14 protein-coding genes are annotated in these 17,763 nt (G+C 68.0%); 12 read left to right on the top strand and 2 right to left on the bottom strand.

Annotation, left to right across the window (positions count from 1 at the left end; genetic code table 11):
• Window positions 1–60: 60 nt before the first annotated feature.
• The 8 genes from tviB to KYC_RS22175 are packed head-to-tail and all read left to right on the top strand — an operon-like array spanning window position 61 to window position 10,247.
• On the top strand, window positions 61–1,338 hold the full coding sequence (gene tviB, locus KYC_RS22210; protein ID WP_085945506.1) for a Vi polysaccharide biosynthesis UDP-N-acetylglucosamine C-6 dehydrogenase TviB: 1,278 nt from the start codon (window positions 61–63) through the stop codon (window positions 1,336–1,338).
• 11 nt (window positions 1,339–1,349) lie between these two features.
• A complete protein-coding gene (locus tag KYC_RS22205) occupies window positions 1,350–2,375 on the top strand; it encodes an SDR family oxidoreductase (protein WP_008166682.1) in 1,026 nt (341 codons plus the stop codon).
• Window position 2,376: 1 nt separating this feature from the next.
• Window positions 2,377–3,726 (top strand): murein biosynthesis integral membrane protein MurJ, encoded by a 1,350-nt coding sequence (gene murJ / locus KYC_RS22200; protein WP_008166679.1) that lies wholly within the window; start codon window positions 2,377–2,379, stop codon window positions 3,724–3,726.
• Window positions 3,727–4,869 carry a glycosyltransferase family 4 protein gene (locus tag KYC_RS22195; RefSeq protein ID WP_008166677.1) on the top strand — a complete coding sequence of 381 codons (1,143 nt, stop codon included), beginning with the start codon at window positions 3,727–3,729 and terminating at the stop codon, window positions 4,867–4,869.
• A 43-nt stretch (window positions 4,870–4,912) separates the two neighbouring features.
• Entirely contained in the window at window positions 4,913–6,844 is a 1,932-nt protein-coding gene (gene asnB, locus KYC_RS22190) for an asparagine synthase (glutamine-hydrolyzing) (RefSeq protein WP_043519084.1), read from the top strand.
• Between the two features lie 3 nt (window positions 6,845–6,847).
• Window positions 6,848–7,963: a glycosyltransferase family 4 protein gene (locus KYC_RS22185; protein ID WP_008166673.1), complete on the top strand. Its 1,116-nt coding sequence runs from the start codon at window positions 6,848–6,850 to the stop codon at window positions 7,961–7,963.
• Window positions 7,960–9,117 (top strand): glycosyltransferase family 4 protein, encoded by a 1,158-nt coding sequence (locus KYC_RS22180; protein ID WP_043519083.1) that lies wholly within the window; start codon window positions 7,960–7,962, stop codon window positions 9,115–9,117. Before KYC_RS22185 ends, KYC_RS22180 begins: the two co-directional genes overlap by 4 nt.
• Window positions 9,114–10,247 (top strand): glycosyltransferase family 4 protein, encoded by a 1,134-nt coding sequence (locus KYC_RS22175; RefSeq protein WP_008166669.1) that lies wholly within the window; start codon window positions 9,114–9,116, stop codon window positions 10,245–10,247. Before KYC_RS22180 ends, KYC_RS22175 begins: the two co-directional genes overlap by 4 nt.
• On the opposite strand, the gene pgi is transcribed toward KYC_RS22175, so the two are convergent.
• Both pgi and KYC_RS22165 read right to left on the bottom strand, forming a co-directional pair.
• Entirely contained in the window at window positions 10,237–11,784 is a 1,548-nt protein-coding gene (gene pgi, locus KYC_RS22170; protein WP_008166667.1) for a glucose-6-phosphate isomerase, read from the bottom strand. The two genes, KYC_RS22175 and pgi, sit on opposite strands and share 11 nt — an antisense overlap.
• A 7-nt stretch (window positions 11,785–11,791) precedes the next feature.
• Entirely contained in the window at window positions 11,792–13,183 is a 1,392-nt protein-coding gene (locus KYC_RS22165; RefSeq protein WP_008166665.1) for a phosphomannomutase/phosphoglucomutase, read from the bottom strand.
• Window positions 13,184–13,489: 306 nt separating this feature from the next.
• Between KYC_RS22165 and KYC_RS22160 the strand changes: the two genes are divergently transcribed.
• The 4 genes from KYC_RS22160 to KYC_RS22145 all read left to right on the top strand — a co-directional run bounded on the left by KYC_RS22160 (window position 13,490) and on the right by KYC_RS22145 (window position 17,720).
• On the top strand, window positions 13,490–14,122 hold the full coding sequence (locus KYC_RS22160) for a BPTD_3102 family carboxylase-like protein (RefSeq protein WP_008166663.1): 633 nt from the start codon (window positions 13,490–13,492) through the stop codon (window positions 14,120–14,122).
• Window positions 14,123–14,223: 101 nt separating this feature from the next.
• A complete protein-coding gene (locus tag KYC_RS22155) occupies window positions 14,224–15,639 on the top strand; it encodes an FAD-binding oxidoreductase (RefSeq protein ID WP_008166661.1) in 1,416 nt (471 codons plus the stop codon).
• Between the two features lie 27 nt (window positions 15,640–15,666).
• Window positions 15,667–16,380, top strand: a complete 714-nt coding sequence (locus KYC_RS22150) for a response regulator transcription factor (RefSeq protein WP_008166659.1) — start codon at window positions 15,667–15,669, stop codon at window positions 16,378–16,380.
• A complete protein-coding gene (locus KYC_RS22145; protein WP_008166658.1) occupies window positions 16,377–17,720 on the top strand; it encodes a sensor histidine kinase in 1,344 nt (447 codons plus the stop codon). Before KYC_RS22150 ends, KYC_RS22145 begins: the two co-directional genes overlap by 4 nt.
• The last annotated feature ends 43 nt before the right edge of the window (window positions 17,721–17,763 follow it).

Here is a 17,763-nt window from a genome sequence, read left to right as displayed (position 1 = left end):
TTATCCATCACCCGACCAAATTTTTAAATGCCGTAAATGTTCTACGGTGAAGGGAGTGTTATGTTGCGAATTCAGGATGTGAAACTCGCTGTCGTCGGCCTCGGCTACGTCGGTCTGCCCCTTGCGGTGGAGTTCGGCAAAAAGCGTCCGGTCATCGGTTTCGATATCAATACGCGCCGCATCGACGCGCTGAAGGCGGGGCACGACCACACGCTGGAAGTGAGCGATGCGGAGCTGGCCGAAGCTGCCCGCCTGTCCTATACCGCCGACCGCGCCGAACTGGGCGAGGCCAACGTGTTCATCGTGACCGTGCCCACCCCGATCGACGAATACAAGCAGCCGGACCTGACGCCGCTGGTCAAGGCCAGCGAAACCATCGGCGCCGTGCTCAAGCGCGGCGACATCGTCATCTATGAGTCCACCGTCTATCCGGGCGCCACGGAAGAAGATTGCGTGCCGGTGCTGGAACGCGTGTCGGGCCTGAAGTTCAACGTGGACTTCTATGCCGGCTACAGCCCCGAGCGCATCAACCCGGGCGACAAGGAACACCGCGTCAGCACCATCAAGAAGGTCACTTCCGGCTCCACGCCCGAAGTCGCCGAGCTGGTCGACCAGCTCTACAAGGAAATCATCACCGCCGGCACCCACAAGGCCGCCAGCATCCGCGTGGCCGAAGCCGCCAAGGTCATCGAGAACACGCAGCGCGACGTGAACATCGCCCTGATCAACGAGCTGGCCCTGATCTTCAACAAGATGGACATCGACACCGAAGCCGTGCTGCAGGCCGCCGGCACCAAGTGGAACTTCCTGCCGTTCCGTCCGGGCCTGGTTGGCGGCCACTGCATCGGCGTGGACCCGTACTACCTGACCCACAAGGCGCAATCCATCGGCTACCACCCGGAAATCATCCTGGCGGGCCGCCGCCTGAACGATTCGATGGGCGGCTACGTGGTGTCGCAGCTGGTCAAGGCAATGACCAAGCGCCGCATCCATGTGCAGGGCGCCCGCGTGCTGGTGATGGGCCTGGCCTTCAAGGAAAACTGCCCCGACCTGCGCAACACGCGCATCGTGGACATCGTCCGTGAACTGGGCGACTACAACGTCGACGTGGACGTCTATGACCCGTGGGTCGAAACCGCCGAAGCCGAACACGAATACGGCCTGACCCCGGTCGCCAAGCCCGAGGAAGGCAAGTACGATGCCGTGATCCTGGCCGTGGCGCACAACCAGTTCAAGGCGATGGGCGCGGAGGGCATCCGCAAGCTCGGCAAGGCGCAACACATCCTCTATGACCTGAAGTATGTGCTGTCGCCCGCCGAATCCGATCTGCGTCTGTAAGGGATTCTGCAATGACCACTCGTTTTGAGACCATCACCCAGGAACTGTCCGCCACGCCGCGCAAGTGGCTGGTGACCGGCTGCGCGGGCTTCATCGGTTCGAACCTGCTGGAAACGCTGCTCAAGCTGGGGCAGACCGTAGTCGGCCTGGACAACTTCGCCACGGGCCACCAGCGCAACCTGGACGAGGTTCAGTCCACGGTGACCCCTGAGCAATGGGCGCGTTTCACGTTCATCGAAGGCGACATTCGCGACCTGGACGCCTGCCGCCGCGCCAACGAAGGCGTGGACTTCGTGCTGCACCAGGCCGCGCTGGGCTCGGTTCCGCGTTCGCTCAACGACCCCATCACCACCAACGAAGTCAACATCGGCGGCTTCCTGAACATGCTGGTGGCCGCGCGCGACGCCAAGGTGAAGTCCTTCGTCTATGCCGCTTCCAGCTCCACCTACGGCGACCATCCCGCGCTGCCCAAGGTGGAAGAGAACATCGGCAAGCCGCTGTCGCCGTACGCGGTGACCAAGTACGTCAACGAACTGTACGCTGACGTCTTCGCGCGCTCGTACGGCTTCGAAACCGTGGGCCTGCGCTACTTCAACGTGTTTGGCAAGCGTCAGGATCCGGACGGCGCCTATGCCGCCGTGATCCCGAAGTGGACCGCCGCGATGATCCAGGGCAAGGATGTCACCATCAACGGCGACGGTGAGACCAGCCGCGATTTCTGCTTTGTGGAAAACGCCGTGCAGGCCAACATCCTGGGCGCCATGGCCGCGCCCGAGGCCCGCAACCAGGTCTACAACGTGGCCGTCAGCGGCCGCAGCACCCTGAACCAGCTCTTCAGCTTCCTGGCGCAGGCCCTGGGCAACCAGGGCGTGAACTACGGCAAGCAGCCGGTCTATGGCGACTTCCGGGCGGGCGACGTGCGCCACTCGCAGGCCGACATCGGCAAGGCGAGCAGGCTGCTGGGCTATGCGCCCACGCATACGGTGCTCCAGGGGCTGGAAGTCGCCATGCCCTGGTACACGCAATTCCTGCGTTGATTTGAAAGCACTAGTCCGAAAACTCGGCAACATCCACCCGGACCATCAGCGCATCTTCAAGGGCGCGTTCCGGGTGGCGGTGTTTCTGCTGCTGGGCAAGGCCGCCGGCGCCATCAAAGAGATGGCGGTGGCGTACCGCTATGGCGTGAGCGACGCCGTGGACGCCTACCAATTCACGATGACCATGGCCACCTGGCTGCCGGTCACGATCGTGGGCGTCCTGTCGGTGGTCCTGATCCCGGTGCTGGTGCGGCTGAACCGCGCCGACGGCGCCGAGAAGCAACAATTCATCCGCGAGCTGCAGGGCTGGGTCGCGGCCGCGGGTATCGCGCTGGCCATCCTGACCTGGTTCGCGTGGCCCTATGTGGTGGATAGTCTGGGCCAGGGCCTGTCGGACCGCGTGCGCGGCATGACCGGCGACCTGCTGGTCGCGTTTGCTCCCGTTTCGGCCCTGCTGCTGGTCGCTGGCATCAGCGCCGCGCGCCTGCGGGCGCAGGAACGGCACGTCAACACGCTGCTCGACAGCGTCCCCGCCGTGGCCACGCTAGCCTGGGTCATGCTGGCCGCCAGCGCCGATGGCGTCGGTCCGCTGCTGTGGGGCACGCTGGTCGGCTACGCCATCCAGACCGCCTGGCTGGCCTGGCTGGCGGCGCGCGCCGATAACGGATTCTGGGGTTCGCCGCGCCTGTCGCTGCGGTCGCCGCACTGGCCCGAACTGATGGGCGCCGCCGGCGTGATGCTGATCGGCCAGGTGGCGATGAGCTTTGTCGGCCCGCTGGACCAGTACGCCGCGGCCAACCTGGGCGCAAACGCCAACGCGACGCTGGGTTACGCCAGCCGGCTGCTGTCCCTGTTGCTGGGCATCGGCGCGGTTTCCGTCGGTCGCGCCGCGCTGCCTGTGCTGGCTGACGTGCAGGCCCGCGGCGACACCGCGCGCGCGCGCAGCATGGCGCTCAAGTGGTCGCTGTTGATGGTGGGGGCGGGCGCCGTGGCCGTCGCCCTGGGCTGGGTGCTGGCGCCCTGGGGCGTCTCGGTGCTGTTCCAGCGCGGCGCCTTCACCGCCGAAAATACCGAGGCCGTCGCGCATGTGCTGCGCTGGGGCCTGTTGCAGCTGCCGTTCTACTTTGGCGTGCTGATCCTGGTTCAGTTGCTGGCCAGCCAGAACCGCTATCGCATCATGGCCGCCATCGCCGTCGGCAATTTTGCACTGAAGGCCGTGCTGAACACCGTGCTTGCGCCCAAGATGGGCGCGGCCGGCATCATGCTCGCGACCAGCCTCATGTATGTGCTGTCCTTCGCCTGCTACCTGGTGGTGGCGTTGCGCAAGGCCGAACCCAAGGAGGCCGATTGAATGTCCGTCGCCCACTCCGCCCGACCGGCGCGCGTGTTGCTGTTCATCCATTCGCTGCATGGCGGGGGCGCTGAACGCGTTGCCGCCGATCTCAGCGCGCACTGGGCCGCGGAAGGCAGCGAAGTCATGGTGGTCACGCAGGCCAGCGCCGATGGCGACGTCTATGCGCTGCACCCCAAGGTCCGCCGCGAAGTCCTGAATACGGCGGGCGAGGGTGGCGGCCTGCGCGGCATCTGGAGCAATGTGCAGCGCGTGCGCGCCTTGCGCCGGGTGATCAAGTCGTTCCGGCCCGACATCGTGCTAGGCATGATGACCACCGCCTCGGTGCTGTCCGTGCTTGCCAGCGCGGGGCTCGGATGCCGCGTCATCGCCACCGAGCACACGCATCCGCCGTCCCAGACCCTGTCGGGCTTCTGGCAGCGGCTGCGCCGCCTGACCTACCCGCGGGCCGCGCGGGTGATCGCACTGACGCGGGGCACCGCCGACTGGCTGGAACGCCATGTGCCCGGCTCCAGGCTGGCCGTCATTCCCAATCCCGTCCACTTTCCGCTGCCGCGCGCCGAGCCGATCCTGGCGCCGGTCTCTGGAGACGGGCGCAAGCGCCTGCTGGCGGTCGGCAGGCTGCACGCGGACAAGGGCTTCGACCTCCTGATCCAGGCCTACGGGCGTCTGGCGCCATCGCATCCCGACTGGGATCTGGTTATCCTGGGCGAGGGCGATGAACGGCCCGCGCTAGAAGCGCAGCTGCGGGAAGCCGGTCTGCAATCGCGCGTCTCGATGCCCGGGCGCGCCGGCAACGTCGGCGACTGGTACGACAGCGCCCAGCTGTATGTGCTGACCTCGCGTTTTGAAGGCCTTTCCAATACGCTGCTCGAATCCATGGCCAGCGGGCTGGCCGCCGTGTCGTTCGATTGCGACACGGGGCCGCGCGAGATCGTGCGCGATGGCATTGATGGCGTGCTGGTGCGGCCCAACGGCGATGTGTCGGCCCTGTGCAAGGCGCTGGACGCCGTCATGCGCGACGACGATGGCCGCGCACGCATGGCGCAGGCGGCCACGGACGTGCGCGACCGTTTCTCGGCCGCGCGCGTGCTGCAAAAATGGCAGGAAATTTTTGACGGCGTGCGGGAGTCGGGCCGCTAGGGTCCGCGCGCGCCGTTGCTACGGTTACCACGAGAACAACATCATGTGTGGAATTGTCGGAATTTGGGGCCCCATGGGGAACAAGGCGCAGGTGCTGGCGGATAGCTGCCGCCGTATCCGCCACCGTGGGCCCGACAGCAATGGCTACTGGGAAGACGCCGACGCCGAACTGGCGCTGGCGCATGTGCGCCTGGCCATCCTGGACCTGACCGAAGCGGGCCATCAGCCCATGGCGTCCGCCTGCGGCCGCTACGTCATGGTGTTCAACGGCGAAATCTACAACCATCTGGACATCCGCAAGCAGCTCGAGCAATCGGCGCTGGCGCCGTCCTGGCGCGGCCATTCCGATACCGAGACCCTGCTGGCGGGCTTTACCGCCCTGGGCATCGAGGCCACCCTGCAGGCTGCCGTGGGCATGTTCGCCATCGCGCTGTGGGACAAGGCGTCGCGCAAGCTCGTGCTGGCGCGCGACCGCATGGGCGAAAAGCCCCTGTACTACGGCTATTCGGGCGCGGAGCTGGTCTTCGCATCCGAGCTCAAGGGCCTGATGCCGGTCCCGGGCTTCGGCCGCAATCTGAACCGCAATGCGCTGGCGTCGTTCATGCGGCACAACTACATTCCGGCGCCGCAATCCATCTACGAAGGCATCGCCAAGCTGCCGCCGGGCACCTGGGTCGAGTTCACCGCTGACGACACCCGCAGCCGCCGCATGCCCGAACCGCGCGTGTACTGGTCGGCGCGCGACGCCGCGGATTCGGCGGCGAAGTCCCGCCTGTCGTTCGAATCCGACGCGCAGGCGACGGACGCGCTGGAAGGCGTGCTGTCCAAGGCCGTCGGCGGACAGATGCTGTCCGACGTGAGCCTGGGCGCCTTCCTGTCGGGCGGTATCGACTCGTCGACCATCGTGGCCCTGATGCAGGCGCAGAGCTCGCAACCCGTGCGCACGTTCGCCATCGGCTTCCACGAAAAGGGCTACGACGAGGCGCAGCACGCCAAGGCCGTCGCCACGCATCTGGGCACCGATCACACCGAACTCTACGTCACGGCGGACGACGCGCTGGCGGTGGTGCCCTCGCTGGCCGACATGTATGACGAACCCTTTGCGGACTCCTCCCAGATCCCGACTTCGCTGGTGACGCGCATGGCGCGCCAGCATGTGACGGTGGCCCTGTCGGGCGATGGCGGCGACGAGCTGTTCGGCGGCTATTCGCGCTATTTCCGCGTCGACAACTGGTGGCGCCAGTGCGAGCGTGTGCCCGCGTTGCTGCGCAAGCCGGCAGGCGCGATGCTCAGCGCTTCCACGCACCTGCCCGGACGCGGCGCGTGGCGTGGCAAGGTGGGCAAGCTGGGCGAATTGCTGCGCACGGACTCGCGGGGCGAGTTCTATCGCCACTTCGTGTCGTACTGGGCCAACCCGTCCAGCGTCGTGAAGGGCGGGGTCGAACCCTTGTCCGAGTTCGAGCGCGCGATGCAGGGTTCCACCTTTGAGTCGATGATGAAGCTGGACACGGTGACTTACCTGCCCGACGACATCCTGGTCAAGGTGGACCGCGCGGCCATGGCCGTCAGCCTGGAAACGCGGGTGCCGCTGATCGACCACCGCGTCTACGAGTTCGCCTGGAGCCTGCCGCACCAATACAAGGTGCGCGGCAATACGGGCAAGTGGCTGCTGCGGCAGGTGCTGCACCGGCATGTGCCGCAGGCCCTGGTCGACCGCCCCAAGCGCGGTTTCGCCGTGCCGTTGGCCGCCTGGCTGCGCGGCCCCCTGCGCGAATGGGCCGATGCGCTGCTGGACCCGGCGCGCCTGCGCCAGGAAGGCTGGTTCGAACCCGAACCCATCCTGCGCAAATGGCGCGAGCACACCTCGGGGCATCGCAACTGGGACAGCCACCTTTGGGGCGTGCTGATGCTGCAGGCCTGGCTGGACCGCTATCGAGCGGGCAAGGGCCAAGGAGGACCGATTGAGGACCGTTGACGAATGAAAATACTGATGCTGGTCAGCTCCATGCATGCGGGCGGCGCGGAAAGAGTGGCTGCGACGCTCGTCAACGCATGGTCCGAGCGCGGGGACAGCGTCATTCTGACGCCCACCTATTCCTCGAAGGGAACCTGCTTCTATCCGCTGTCGGACAAGGTCGAACTGGCCTGGCTGGCGGACCTGGCCGGCACCCGGGTGTCGGGACCGATGGCTGCGTTCAAGCGGCTTCAGGCCCTGCGCAAGCACATCCGCGACAGCAAGCCGGACGTGGTGGTGTCCTTCCTGACCAACGTTAATGTGGCGGCGATCCTGGCCACCCGCGGCCTGCGGGTGCCGCTCATCGTCTGCGAACGCACCAACCCGGTCGCCGAAACCACGACGGGCTCCGTCTGGCGCAGGCTGCGCCGCATCCTTTACCCCCGCGCCGACATGGTGACGGTGCAGGCGGAAGACACCGCCGGCCCGTTCGCGCGCCAGGTGCCGGGCATCAAGCGCCTGGCCGTCATTCCCAATCCGCTGCCCGCGCCGCTGCTGGATGCGCCGCTGGTGCAGCAAATCCAGGACGGCGAACCCCGCACATTGCTGGCGATGGGGCGTCTGGTGCCCGACAAGCAGTTCTCCCTGCTGATCGACATCTTCGCGCAGATCGCGCCCGAGTTCCCGGACTGGAACCTGCGCATCTGGGGCGAAGGCCCCGAGCGTGCGGCGCTGGAGCAGCAGGTGGCGCGTCTGCGGCTGCAATCGCGCATCAGCCTACCCGGACGCACCGAAACGCCCTGGGAAGAGCTGGCCCGCGGCCAGGCCTTCGTGCTGAGCTCGCTGGTCGAGGGCTTTCCCAACGTCCTGCTTGAGGCCATGTCGCTGGGCCTGCCCTGCGTGGCCTTCGACTGCCCCAGCGGCCCGCGCGAAATGACGCGGGATGGGCAGGACGCGCTGCTGGTCCCGGCCGGAGACCGCGTTGCGATGACCGACGCCCTGCATCGCCTGATGGGCGACGCGGCTTTGCGCCAGCAATTGGGCGCGCGCGGCGCGGCGGCCGTGCGCCACCGCTACGCGCTGAGCAGCGTCCTGGCCGAATGGGACGAACTGTTCGAAGCGGTGCGGGAGGGGCGATGAGCGCCCGTCCCTTGCGCATCCTGCATGTCATCACCGGCCTGGGGCAGGGCGGCGCGGAGTCCGTGCTGTTCCGCCTGGCGACGTGGCCGGGCGCTGAGGCCGAGCACACCGTCGTGTCGCTGACCGACGAGGGCATCTACGGCGAACGCCTGCGCGCGGCAGGCGTGACCGTCCACGCGCTGGGCATGAAGCGCGGGCGCGTGAGCCTGGGAGGCTTCATGGCGTTGCGCGGCCTGATCGCGAAAGCGCGCCCGGACGCCGTGCAGACCTGGATGTATCACGCCGACCTGATCGGCGGACTGGCGGCACGCCTGGCCGGCGTGCGGGCGATTGCCTGGGGCATCCGCAATTCCGGCGCGCACCTGGAGCGCAGCAGCCGCTCCGCGCGCCTGGTGCTGCGCGCGTGCGCGCTGCTGTCCGGCAGCGTGCCGCGGGCGATCGTGTGCGCGGCGCAGAATGCCGCGCAGCGCCACGCCGAAAAGGGTTACCGGCGCGACCGGCTGGTGGTGATTTCCAACGGCTATGACCTGTCGCGCTATGCGCCGGATCCCGGCGCGCGCGCACGCGCACGACTGCAGTGGGGATTGCCCGAGGACGTGCCCGTGATCGGTTGCGTGGCGCGCTGGGACCCGCTCAAGGATCACGCCAACCTGCTGCGCGCCGTCGCCGCTCTGGTGCGCGACGGCCGCGACGCCGGCCTGCGCTGCGTGCTGATCGGCCGCGACATGACTGCCGGCAATCTGGATCTGGGCGCCCTGATCGACAAGCTGGACCTGCGCGACCGCGTGGTGCTGAACGGCCCCAGCGACGACGTGCCGGCCATGATGAACGGCCTGGATGTGCATGTGCTGTCCAGCTGCGCCGAAGGCTTTCCGAACGTGGTCGCCGAAGCGATGGCCTGTGGCGTGTACTGCGTCGTGACGGACGTCGGGGACGCCGCCTACATTGTCGGGGACGCCGGCGTCGTGGTGCCGCCCGAGCAGGCCGAGGCCCTGGCGCGCGGCATCGAGTCCGCCCTGTGCGACGTGGCCGCCCGCGGCCGCGAGCGCGCGGGCGAGGCCGGACGGGCGCGCGTCCTGGAAAACTTCGACCTTGCGCGCATGGTGCAAAGCTATATCGCCGTCTGGCGCCGTATTTCTGGAGTCCAAGCATGAGCGCCGGGCGCTGTCTGCTGTTTGTCGTCAACAACCCGGCTTTCTTCATGTCGCACCGCGTGCCGGTAGCGCTGGCCGCGCAGCGCGCGGGCTACGACGTCCACGTGGCCACCATGGACGGACCGGCCGTGGCGGACATCCAGGCGCTGGGCATGACCCACCACCCGATTCCCATGACCCGCAGCGGCAAGCACCCGCTGCAGGAACTGGGCACGCTGCTGGCGCTGATCCGCCTGTTCCGCCGCCTGCGTCCTGCCGTGGTGCATCTGGTCACGATCAAGCCCGTGCTGTACGGCGGCATCGCCGCGCGGCTGACCCGCGTGCCGGGCATGGTGGCGGCGATCTCGGGCCTGGGCTTCGTGTTCCTGTCCAATTCGCTGAAGATGCGGCTGGTCCGCAGCGTGGTGGCGCGCCTGTACCGGATCGCGCTGGGTCATCCCAACAGCCGCGTGATTTTCCAGAACGCCAATGACCGCGACATGCTCAAGTCCCTGGGCGCGGTGCGCGACGACCAGGTGGTCATCATCCGGGGCGCGGGCGTAGACCTGAACGCCTATCGCGCCTCGCCCGAACCGCCGGCCCCGCCGGTCGTGGTCACCATGGTGGCGCGGCTGCTGCGCGACAAGGGCGTGCAGGAATTCGTCCAGGCGGCAAGACTGCTGCGCCAGCGCGGCGTGTCCGTGACGATGCAGCTCGTGGGCGGTGTGGACGCCGGCAACCCCACCTCCGCCACGCAGGAGGATGTTGATGCGTGGCGGCGGGAAGGCTGCGTCGAGGCGCTGGGCGAGCGATCGGATGTGGCTGCGCTGTACGCGGCCGCGCATATCGCGGTGCTGCCCTCATATCGCGAGGGCCTGCCCAAATCGCTGATCGAAGCCGCGGCGTGCGCGCGGCCGGTCGTGACGACCGACGTGCCGGGCTGCCGGGACGCCATCGAGCCGGGTGTGACCGGTTTGCTGGTGCCTGTGCGCGATGCCCAGGCGCTGGCCGACGCCATCGCCCGCCTGGCCGAAGACCCGGCATTGCGCCAGGCAATGGGATCAGCGGGCAGGGCGCTCGCGGAACGCGAATTCAATATCGAGCAGGTCGCCCGGATCCACGTGGGGCTGTACGACGCGCTCAGCGCCTGATGGCGTCGATCCAGAAGCGGGTGGAGGGATCCTGCTGGCTGGCCTGGGGCGCATCCAGTTCGCGCATGATGTTCTTGGCCAGCGCCTTGCCGAACTCCACGCCCCATTGGTCAAAGGGATTGATGCCCCAGATCACGCCCTGCGTGAACACCTTGTGCTCGTACAGGGCCAGCAGCGCGCCCAGCGTATAGGCCTCCAGGCGGGGCAGGACGATCAGCGAAGACGGGCGTCCGCCCGGATGCACCCGGTGCCGGGCCAGCAGGCGCGCGCGTGCCGGATCTCTTTCCGTGGCGGAGGTTTCCGCCAGGGCTTCTTCGTACGACTTGCCGCGCAGCAGGGCCGAGCGCTGCGCCAGGCAGTTCGCGACCAGCAGTTCGTGGTGCCGGGCGTAGGCATGGTCCGGCTGTTCGCACAGGATGAAGTCGACGGGAGCGCCCGCCTCGTCCTGGTGCAGCCATTGGAAGAACGTGTGCTGGCAATCCGTGCCCGACATGCCCCACACCGCGGGCCCCGTCGGCACGCCGGCCGGGCTGCCGTCGGCGGTGGCGACCTTGCCCAGCGATTCCATTTCCAGCTGCTGCGCCCAGGGCACGATGTGATACAGCCGCGAATCGTAGGGGGTGATGACCAGCGAGTCATAGCCCAGCACGCTGCGGTTTGCGACGCCCGCAAGCGCCATCTGGACAGGCGCGTTGTCGGCGATGGGCGCGGTGCGGAAATGTTCGTCCATGGCTGCGGCGCCCGCCAGCAGCTGGTCGAACGTGTCGTTGCCCAACGCCAGGGCGATGGGCAGGCCGATGGCCGACCAAAGCGAATAGCGGCCGCCCACCCAGTCCCAGATCTGGAAGATGTGATCGGGCAGGATGCCCAGGTTCAGCGCCGCCTCGACGTTCGAGGTGATGGCGACGACCTGTTTGATGGGATCCGCAACGCCGGCGTCGCGCAGCCAGTTCATCGCGACTTCGGCATTGGCCAGCGGTTCGGTCGTGGTGAATGATTTCGAGGCGACGATGACCAGCGTGTTGTGCGGGTCCAGCCGGCTCATCGCGTCGGCGACCGAATGTGAATCCACGTTGGACGCGAACCGGACTTCACGGCGGGCGCCCTCGTGGCGCAGGGCGCGGTTGACGAGCCGGGGGCCCCAGTCGCTGCCGCCGATACCCAGATGCAGGACGCCGCTGTAGCGGCCAGCCGCGTCGGCCTTGCGCACGAACTCGCGCAGGCGTTCGCGCTCGGCCAGCACCGCCTTGGCCACCATCGCCGGTGGTTCAGCGGCGCGCAAGGCGGTATGCCATGCCGCTCGTCCTTCAGTCCAGTTCGCGGGTCCGCCATCAAACAGCCGGGCGCGAGCGGCTTCGAAGTCCTGCTGCGCAAGCAGGTCCAGGGAGGCGGCCTGCAGGTCGGCAGACTGCGCCTGGGCGCTCAAGTCCAGGCGCAGGCCAGGCGCTGTGATGAGGCGCAGCTTCTGGCCGTCCCGGCACGCGCCGCGTGTCGCTGCGATGAATTGCTGCCACGCGGGGCTGTTGAGTAGGGACATGGACGGATCAGAAAGGCAGCGTGGCGTTCGGTGCGAGTTTGCTCAGTTCTCGCCGGAAATCGGCCTGGATGCGTTCCAGCGCCTGCGCGGACTGCGCTTCGAAGCGCAGCACGACGACGGGCGTGGTGTTCGACGGCCGCGCCAGCCCGAAGCCGTCGGCGTATTCGGCGCGCACGCCGTCGATGGTGATCACCCGCTTGGCGTCGGGGAACTGGCCCTGGTCCTGCAAGGCCTTGACCAGCGCGAACGGCTGGCCTTCTTCCATTTCGAGCTTGAGTTCCGGCGTGGAGACGTCCTGGGGCAGGGCTTCCAGAGGGGCGCACGCATCGGCGAAGCGCGACACGATTTCCAGCAGGCGGGCGCCCGTGTAGAGGCCGTCGTCGAAGCCGTACCAGCGTTCCTTGAAGAAGATGTGGCCGCTCATCTCGCCGGCCAGGGGGGCTCCGGTTTCGGCCAGCTTGGCCTTGACCAGCGAATGGCCCGTTTTCCACATCAGGGCGGCGCCGCCGGCGGCTTCGACCGACAGGCCGACGTGGCGGCTGCACTTGACGTCATAGATGATGGTGGCGCCGGGGTTGCGTTCGAGCACGTCGCGGGCGAAGAGCACGAGCTGCCGGTCGGGCCAGATGATCTGGCCGGACTTCGTGACCACGCCCAGGCGGTCGCCATCGCCGTCGAAGGCCAGGCCGAGTTCGCAGTCGCTTTCGGCGACGTGCTTGATCAGGTCCTGCAGGTTCTTGGGTTCCGCGGGGTCGGGGTGGTGATTGGGGAACGTGCCGTCCACCTCGCAGAACAGTTCGTCGACTTCGCAGCCCAGCGCGCGGAACAGCTGCGGCGCGACGGCGCCGGCCACGCCGTTGCCGCAGTCGATGGCGATCTTCATGGGGCGGGCGAGCTTGACGCCGGAGGCGACCCGGGCGACGTAGGCGTCCGCCAGGTCGAGCTGGCGGCGCGTGCCCGGCGCCGCCGCAGGGGCGGGCTGCGCGCCGTTCATGGCTTGGGCCAGCGCCTGCACGTCGTCGCCGTACAGCGCACGGCCACCCATCATCATCTTGAAGCCGTTGTACTTCGGCGGATTGTGGCTGCCGGTGATTGCCACGCCCGAGCCGGTCTGCATGATGTTGGCGGCAAAGTAGACGAGCGGCGTCGGCACCATGCCGACGTCCAGCGTGTCCACGCCGCCTTCGATCATGCCTTCCTGCAAGGCGACCGAGAGCATTTCGCTGCTGAGGCGGCCGTCGCGGCCCACCACCAGCGTCTGCACGCCTTCCGCGCGGGCGCGGGCGGCCAGCGCCACGCCCAGCGCGCGGGCGAAGGCGGCATCAATCAGGTCCGGCACAGTGCCGCGGATGTCATACGCCTTGAAAACCGAGGCCGGAAATTGAGTATTGTTGCCCACGACGATTCCTTGTTAGGGGGACAGCGCGGATTTGGCCGGGTTAATGGAAAACCCGTACTCCAAAGCCGCTATGGCAAGGGTCAAACCAGAATTATCCCCCATCGGCGCAGGGGGCTTCATCCTTCGGGCGGAGTAGGGCGTTTTCCCGGTGTGCCGATGCCCCGCATTGGTGCGCCGAAGCCTGATTACGGTGCAGGCCCGGGGCGGCCCGCAAGGGCCGTCCCAGGGTGGTTCGCATGGCACAAAAGTTGCTCGTCACCTGAAGGTGATACGCTTGCCATGCAAGCAGAAAGACCAGGAGGGGCCATGGGCGCCAAAGTATCCACAGTCATGTCATCGGGCGGCGCCACCAGCAGGCGGGGGCCACCCACGGACTTTGCCGGGCCGGCGGCTGGCCGCGAGCGTCGGCTGGACATCCACGTATCGGCGGGCGCGGACGGAATACAGGCCACTGGCCGCGCCTGGGAGCACAGCGTGTGGCGGGACGCGCGGGTTCTCATCGCGGAATGCCCGGCGCCGCACCTGGCTTCTTCGCTCGAAAAGGCGTTGCGCACGGTGGCCGCCGGTGTGGCGCGCGACCGCGGCTGGCAGGGCGCGGGCACCGTGTCCTTCTCGCTGGACGACCGCAGCGGCGTCTTCCGCGTCATCAATGCCCAGGCGCAGGCCCACGCCCAGACGGCGCCAATGGCGGAACCGGAACCCCTGGCAGCCCACGTGCTGGAAGTGCGCATCGACGGCTGCGGCGACCGCCGCCTGCCGAGCATCCATCTCATGGTCTGCGGCGCGACGCGCGGCGAGGTATTGCGCCGAGCCTATCGCGCGCTGTCCGAACTGCCCGGCCCCGCGGGGGTCGACCGGGCCTTCCTGATGAACCGCATCGCGTCCCGGGCGTTCTGCTCGGGCATGACAGGCAGGCGGCTGGACCAGGCGGTCGGCTGATGGGCGCAGGGGCTTCGGCCCCGGGCGCGCAGCCCCTACAATAGCCCGCACATCCCTTGAACAGCGTCCGGGCGCGGCCCGGCCTTCCTTGTGCGGCTTCCATGACCTTGCTGAGCGATCTACAGTCCCTCCTGGGCGTCCCCAACGTCCTGACCGGCGCCGATGCCGACACCTACGTGCAGGATTGGCGCCGCCGCTATCGCGGCGCTGCGCTGGCGGTGATACGTCCGGGCTCGACCTCCGAGGTCGCGGAGGCGGTGAAGCTCTGCGCGCGCCATGGCGTGCCCGTGGTGCCGCAAGGGGGCAATACCGGCCTGTGCGGCGGAGCCACCCCGGACGATTCGGGGACGGCGGTGGTCTTGTCCACGGCCAGGCTGACCGCCGTGCGCGCGCTGGATACCGACAACGACACCATCACCGTTGAGGCCGGCTGCGTCCTGCAGGCCGTGCAGGAGGCCGCTGCGGCGGCAAACCGGCTGTTCCCGCTGAGCCTGGCCGCCGAAGGCAGCTGCACCATCGGCGGCAACCTGGCCACCAACGCCGGCGGAACGCAGGTGCTGCGCTACGGCAATACCCGGGACCTTACGCTGGGCCTGGAAGTGGTGACCGCGGAAGGCGAGATCTGGGACGGCCTGCGCGGCCTGCGCAAGGACAACACCGGCTACGACCTGCGCGACCTGTACATCGGCAGCGAAGGCACGCTGGGCATCATCACCGCCGCCACGCTGAAACTCTATCCGCGGCCCGTCGCATCGTGTACGGCGCTTCTGACGCTGGACAGCATCGACGACGCCGTCGAGGTGCTGTCGCGCGCCCGCTCCGGCTTTGGCGCATCGCTGACCGGCTTTGAACTCATGAGCGGCGCCTGCCTGCAGGCGGTCGTGCGGCTGTTCCCGCAGCAACGTCTGCCGTTCGAAGGCGAATCCGCCGCATCGCCGTGGTTCGCCTTGCTCGAATTGTCCGACAGCGAAAGCGAGACGCATGCGCGCGAGCGCTTCGAGGCCGTGCTGGGCGACGCCATCGAGGCCGGCCTGGTGAATGACGCCGCCATCGCCGCCAACGTCGCGCAGAGCAAGGCGCTGTGGCACCTGCGCGAAAGCATCCCGCTGGCGGAAGCCGAGCTGGGCAAATCGGTAAAGCATGACGTGTCGATCCCCATTTCGTCGATCGCGGGCTATGTGCACAAGACCAACGCTCTGCTGCAGGCGCGTTTTCCCGGCGTGCGCCACGTGATCTTCGGCCACCTGGGCGATGGCAACCTGCACTACAACGTCGCCAACGCGCCCGGCCAGACCGAGGCCGAGCTGCTGGCGCTGCAGAGCGAAATCTACGGCGTGGTGCACGACAGCGTGCACGCGCACCAGGGCTCCATCAGCGCCGAGCACGGCGTGGGCCAGCTCAAGCGCGATGAACTGCCCCGCTACAAGAGTCCCGTCGAGCTGGCGCTGATGCGCAAGATCAAGCGCGCGCTGGATCCTCAAGGGCTCATGAATCCCGGCAAAGTGCTGCAGGCATAGCCGCCTGTGTCCCAGGAATCCACGATCATGTCAGCGAGTCCGGCAGCAGGCGCGCATCACCGGGTGCTGATCGTCGAAGACGACCACATCATTGCCGGCAACCTGTACAGCTTCCTGGAGGCGCGCGGCTTTCTCCCGGACGCAGCCTACAGCGGGCAGGCGGCTTTGCAGCGCCTGCAGGAGCAGCGCTTCGACGCTGTCCTGCTGGACATCGGGCTGCCCGGCATGGACGGCAACGCGGTGCTTCACGCTATGCGCACCGAACGGCGGCTGGACGTCCCGGTGCTGATGCTGACCGCCCGCGACAGCCTGGAAGACAAGTTGGCGGGGTTTTCGCATGGCGCCGACGACTACCTCACCAAGCCGTTTGCCCTGCTCGAGGTCGAAGCCCGGCTGCTGGCGCTGATCCAGCGCGCCAAGGGTTCCACGGTCGATTCCGTGCGCGTCTTCGGTCCGCTGCAATACGACACCCGCAGCCGCGCGGTCTCCGTCAACGGAGCCCCCGTCCACCTGACGCGCAAGGCCGGCATCATCATGGAAGTCCTGCTGCGCGACCCCGGCCGCGTCGTGTCGCGGGAAGAACTGGAATCGGTGCTTTGGGGCAACGAGCCGCCGTCGTCCGACGCGCTGCGCAGCCAGGTCCATCTGCTGCGGCGCGCGCTGGCCGATGCGGGTTTCGACGGCATCGAAACTGTGCATGGCACGGGCTGGCGCCTGGCATTGCCCGGGACGGCGGCATGACTCGCGCCGCCTCCGGCACGCTGACCCAGCGCGTTGTCTGGGCGCTTACCGGGACGGTGGCGCTGTTCGTCACGGCGCTTGCCCTGCTTGCCTACCTGACGTTCGACCAGATGGAGGACGATCTGGTCAACGACATCCTCAACACCGAGATGGATCGCCTGGTGCAGCACGCGCGCAGCAGCGACGAGTTCCTGCCGCGCCACGGCGCGCGCGAACTCGGCGGCTCCATGCGCGCCTGGCTGAGCGTGGACGGGCAGCCGCCCGCGGGCATGCCGGCGGAACTGCTGCCGCTGGAAAACGGCCTGCATCTGATCGAGCCGGGCGCGTACACCTGGCACGTGATGGTGGCCGAAACCGGCCGCGGCAGGGTGTATCTGCTGTACGACGCGACTGACAACGAAGAGCGCGTGCACGATTTCGGACTGATCGTGCTGGGTGTTGGCGCCATCTGCGTGGTGGGGGCCTACGCGCTGTCGCGGCGCGTGGCGGCGGTGGCCGTCGGCCCGCTGCTGGATCTGACCGATCGCCTGGCGACCTGGGCGCCCGGATCGCCCGATATGGCGGTTACGCGGGACGACGAGGCCGGCCGGTTGATCGAGGCCTTCAACCGCGTGCAGAACCAGGTGGACCGCTCGATTGCCCGCGAACGGGAATTCGCCGGCAATCTCAGCCACGAGGTGCGCACGCCCCTGGCGGCGATTCGCTCCGACAGCGAACTGATGCTGCTGACGCAGTCGCTGACGCCGGACCAGCAGCAGCGCTTGACCCGGGTGGTCGACAACGTGGACGATGTCATCGTCAGCCTGGAAAGCGCGCGCGCCATGGCCCGCGACCAGCTCCGCGCGTCGGAGCCCGTGGACATCGCCGAATGCATGGAAGACGCGTGGCGCGGCCATGCCGCCCAGGCCCGGATGGCGGACCTGCGCTTCGACAACCGCATTCCTGAGGCGCATGTGCTGACGCTGGACCGTTATGCCCTGCTGACGGTCCTGCGCAACCTGGTCCGCAACGCGGTCGAGCACGCCGCCCCGGCCACCCTCACGGCCTCGCTGGACGACCGTGGGGCGCTGGAACTGCGCGACGACGGCAAGGGCATCGACGCCAGCGATCTGCCATTCCTGTTTCGGCGTTATTTCAGCGGCCGCCTGCGCGATTCGAACACGGCGGGCGGCGATGAAACGGCCCGCGGGCTGGGCCTGGCCATCGCCAAGCGCGTTTGCGACATGCAGGGCTGGTCGCTGACCGTCGAGTCCTCCCGGCATGGCCCGGCGCGCGGCACGCGGTTCCTGCTGCGCTTCGAACCCGAGGCTGTTTCGCAGCCGCCACGCCCGCAAATTTGACGAATTTTCGACTGCCGGGCGCGTAAAGTCGCCGCTTGCCCGA

The sequence above is a fragment of the Achromobacter arsenitoxydans SY8 genome (assembly GCF_000236785.1).
Classification (GTDB): domain Bacteria; phylum Pseudomonadota; class Gammaproteobacteria; order Burkholderiales; family Burkholderiaceae_B; genus Achromobacter; species Achromobacter arsenitoxydans.
Note: the sequence above shows the minus strand (reverse complement) of the source record. Positions and strands in the feature narration are given on the sequence as shown.

Excerpts from the sequence above, each read along its gene's own strand:
- tviB (WP_085945506.1), top strand. The coding sequence starts at position 61 with ATGTTGCGAATTCAGGATGTGAAACTCGCTGTCGTCGGCCTCGGCTAC.
- KYC_RS22205 (WP_008166682.1), top strand. The coding sequence starts at position 1,350 with ATGACCACTCGTTTTGAGACCATCACCCAGGAACTGTCCGCCACGCCG.
- KYC_RS22195 (WP_008166677.1), top strand. The coding sequence starts at position 3,727 with ATGTCCGTCGCCCACTCCGCCCGACCGGCGCGCGTGTTGCTGTTCATC.
- asnB (WP_043519084.1), top strand. The coding sequence starts at position 4,913 with ATGTGTGGAATTGTCGGAATTTGGGGCCCCATGGGGAACAAGGCGCAG.
- KYC_RS22185 (WP_008166673.1), top strand. The coding sequence starts at position 6,848 with ATGAAAATACTGATGCTGGTCAGCTCCATGCATGCGGGCGGCGCGGAA.
- KYC_RS22180 (WP_043519083.1), top strand. The coding sequence starts at position 7,960 with ATGAGCGCCCGTCCCTTGCGCATCCTGCATGTCATCACCGGCCTGGGG.
- KYC_RS22175 (WP_008166669.1), top strand. The coding sequence starts at position 9,114 with ATGAGCGCCGGGCGCTGTCTGCTGTTTGTCGTCAACAACCCGGCTTTC.
- pgi (WP_008166667.1), bottom strand. The coding sequence starts at position 11,784 with ATGTCCCTACTCAACAGCCCCGCGTGGCAGCAATTCATCGCAGCGACA.
- KYC_RS22160 (WP_008166663.1), top strand. The coding sequence starts at position 13,490 with ATGGGCGCCAAAGTATCCACAGTCATGTCATCGGGCGGCGCCACCAGC.
- KYC_RS22155 (WP_008166661.1), top strand. The coding sequence starts at position 14,224 with ATGACCTTGCTGAGCGATCTACAGTCCCTCCTGGGCGTCCCCAACGTC.
- KYC_RS22150 (WP_008166659.1), top strand. The coding sequence starts at position 15,667 with ATGTCAGCGAGTCCGGCAGCAGGCGCGCATCACCGGGTGCTGATCGTC.
- KYC_RS22145 (WP_008166658.1), top strand. The coding sequence starts at position 16,377 with ATGACTCGCGCCGCCTCCGGCACGCTGACCCAGCGCGTTGTCTGGGCG.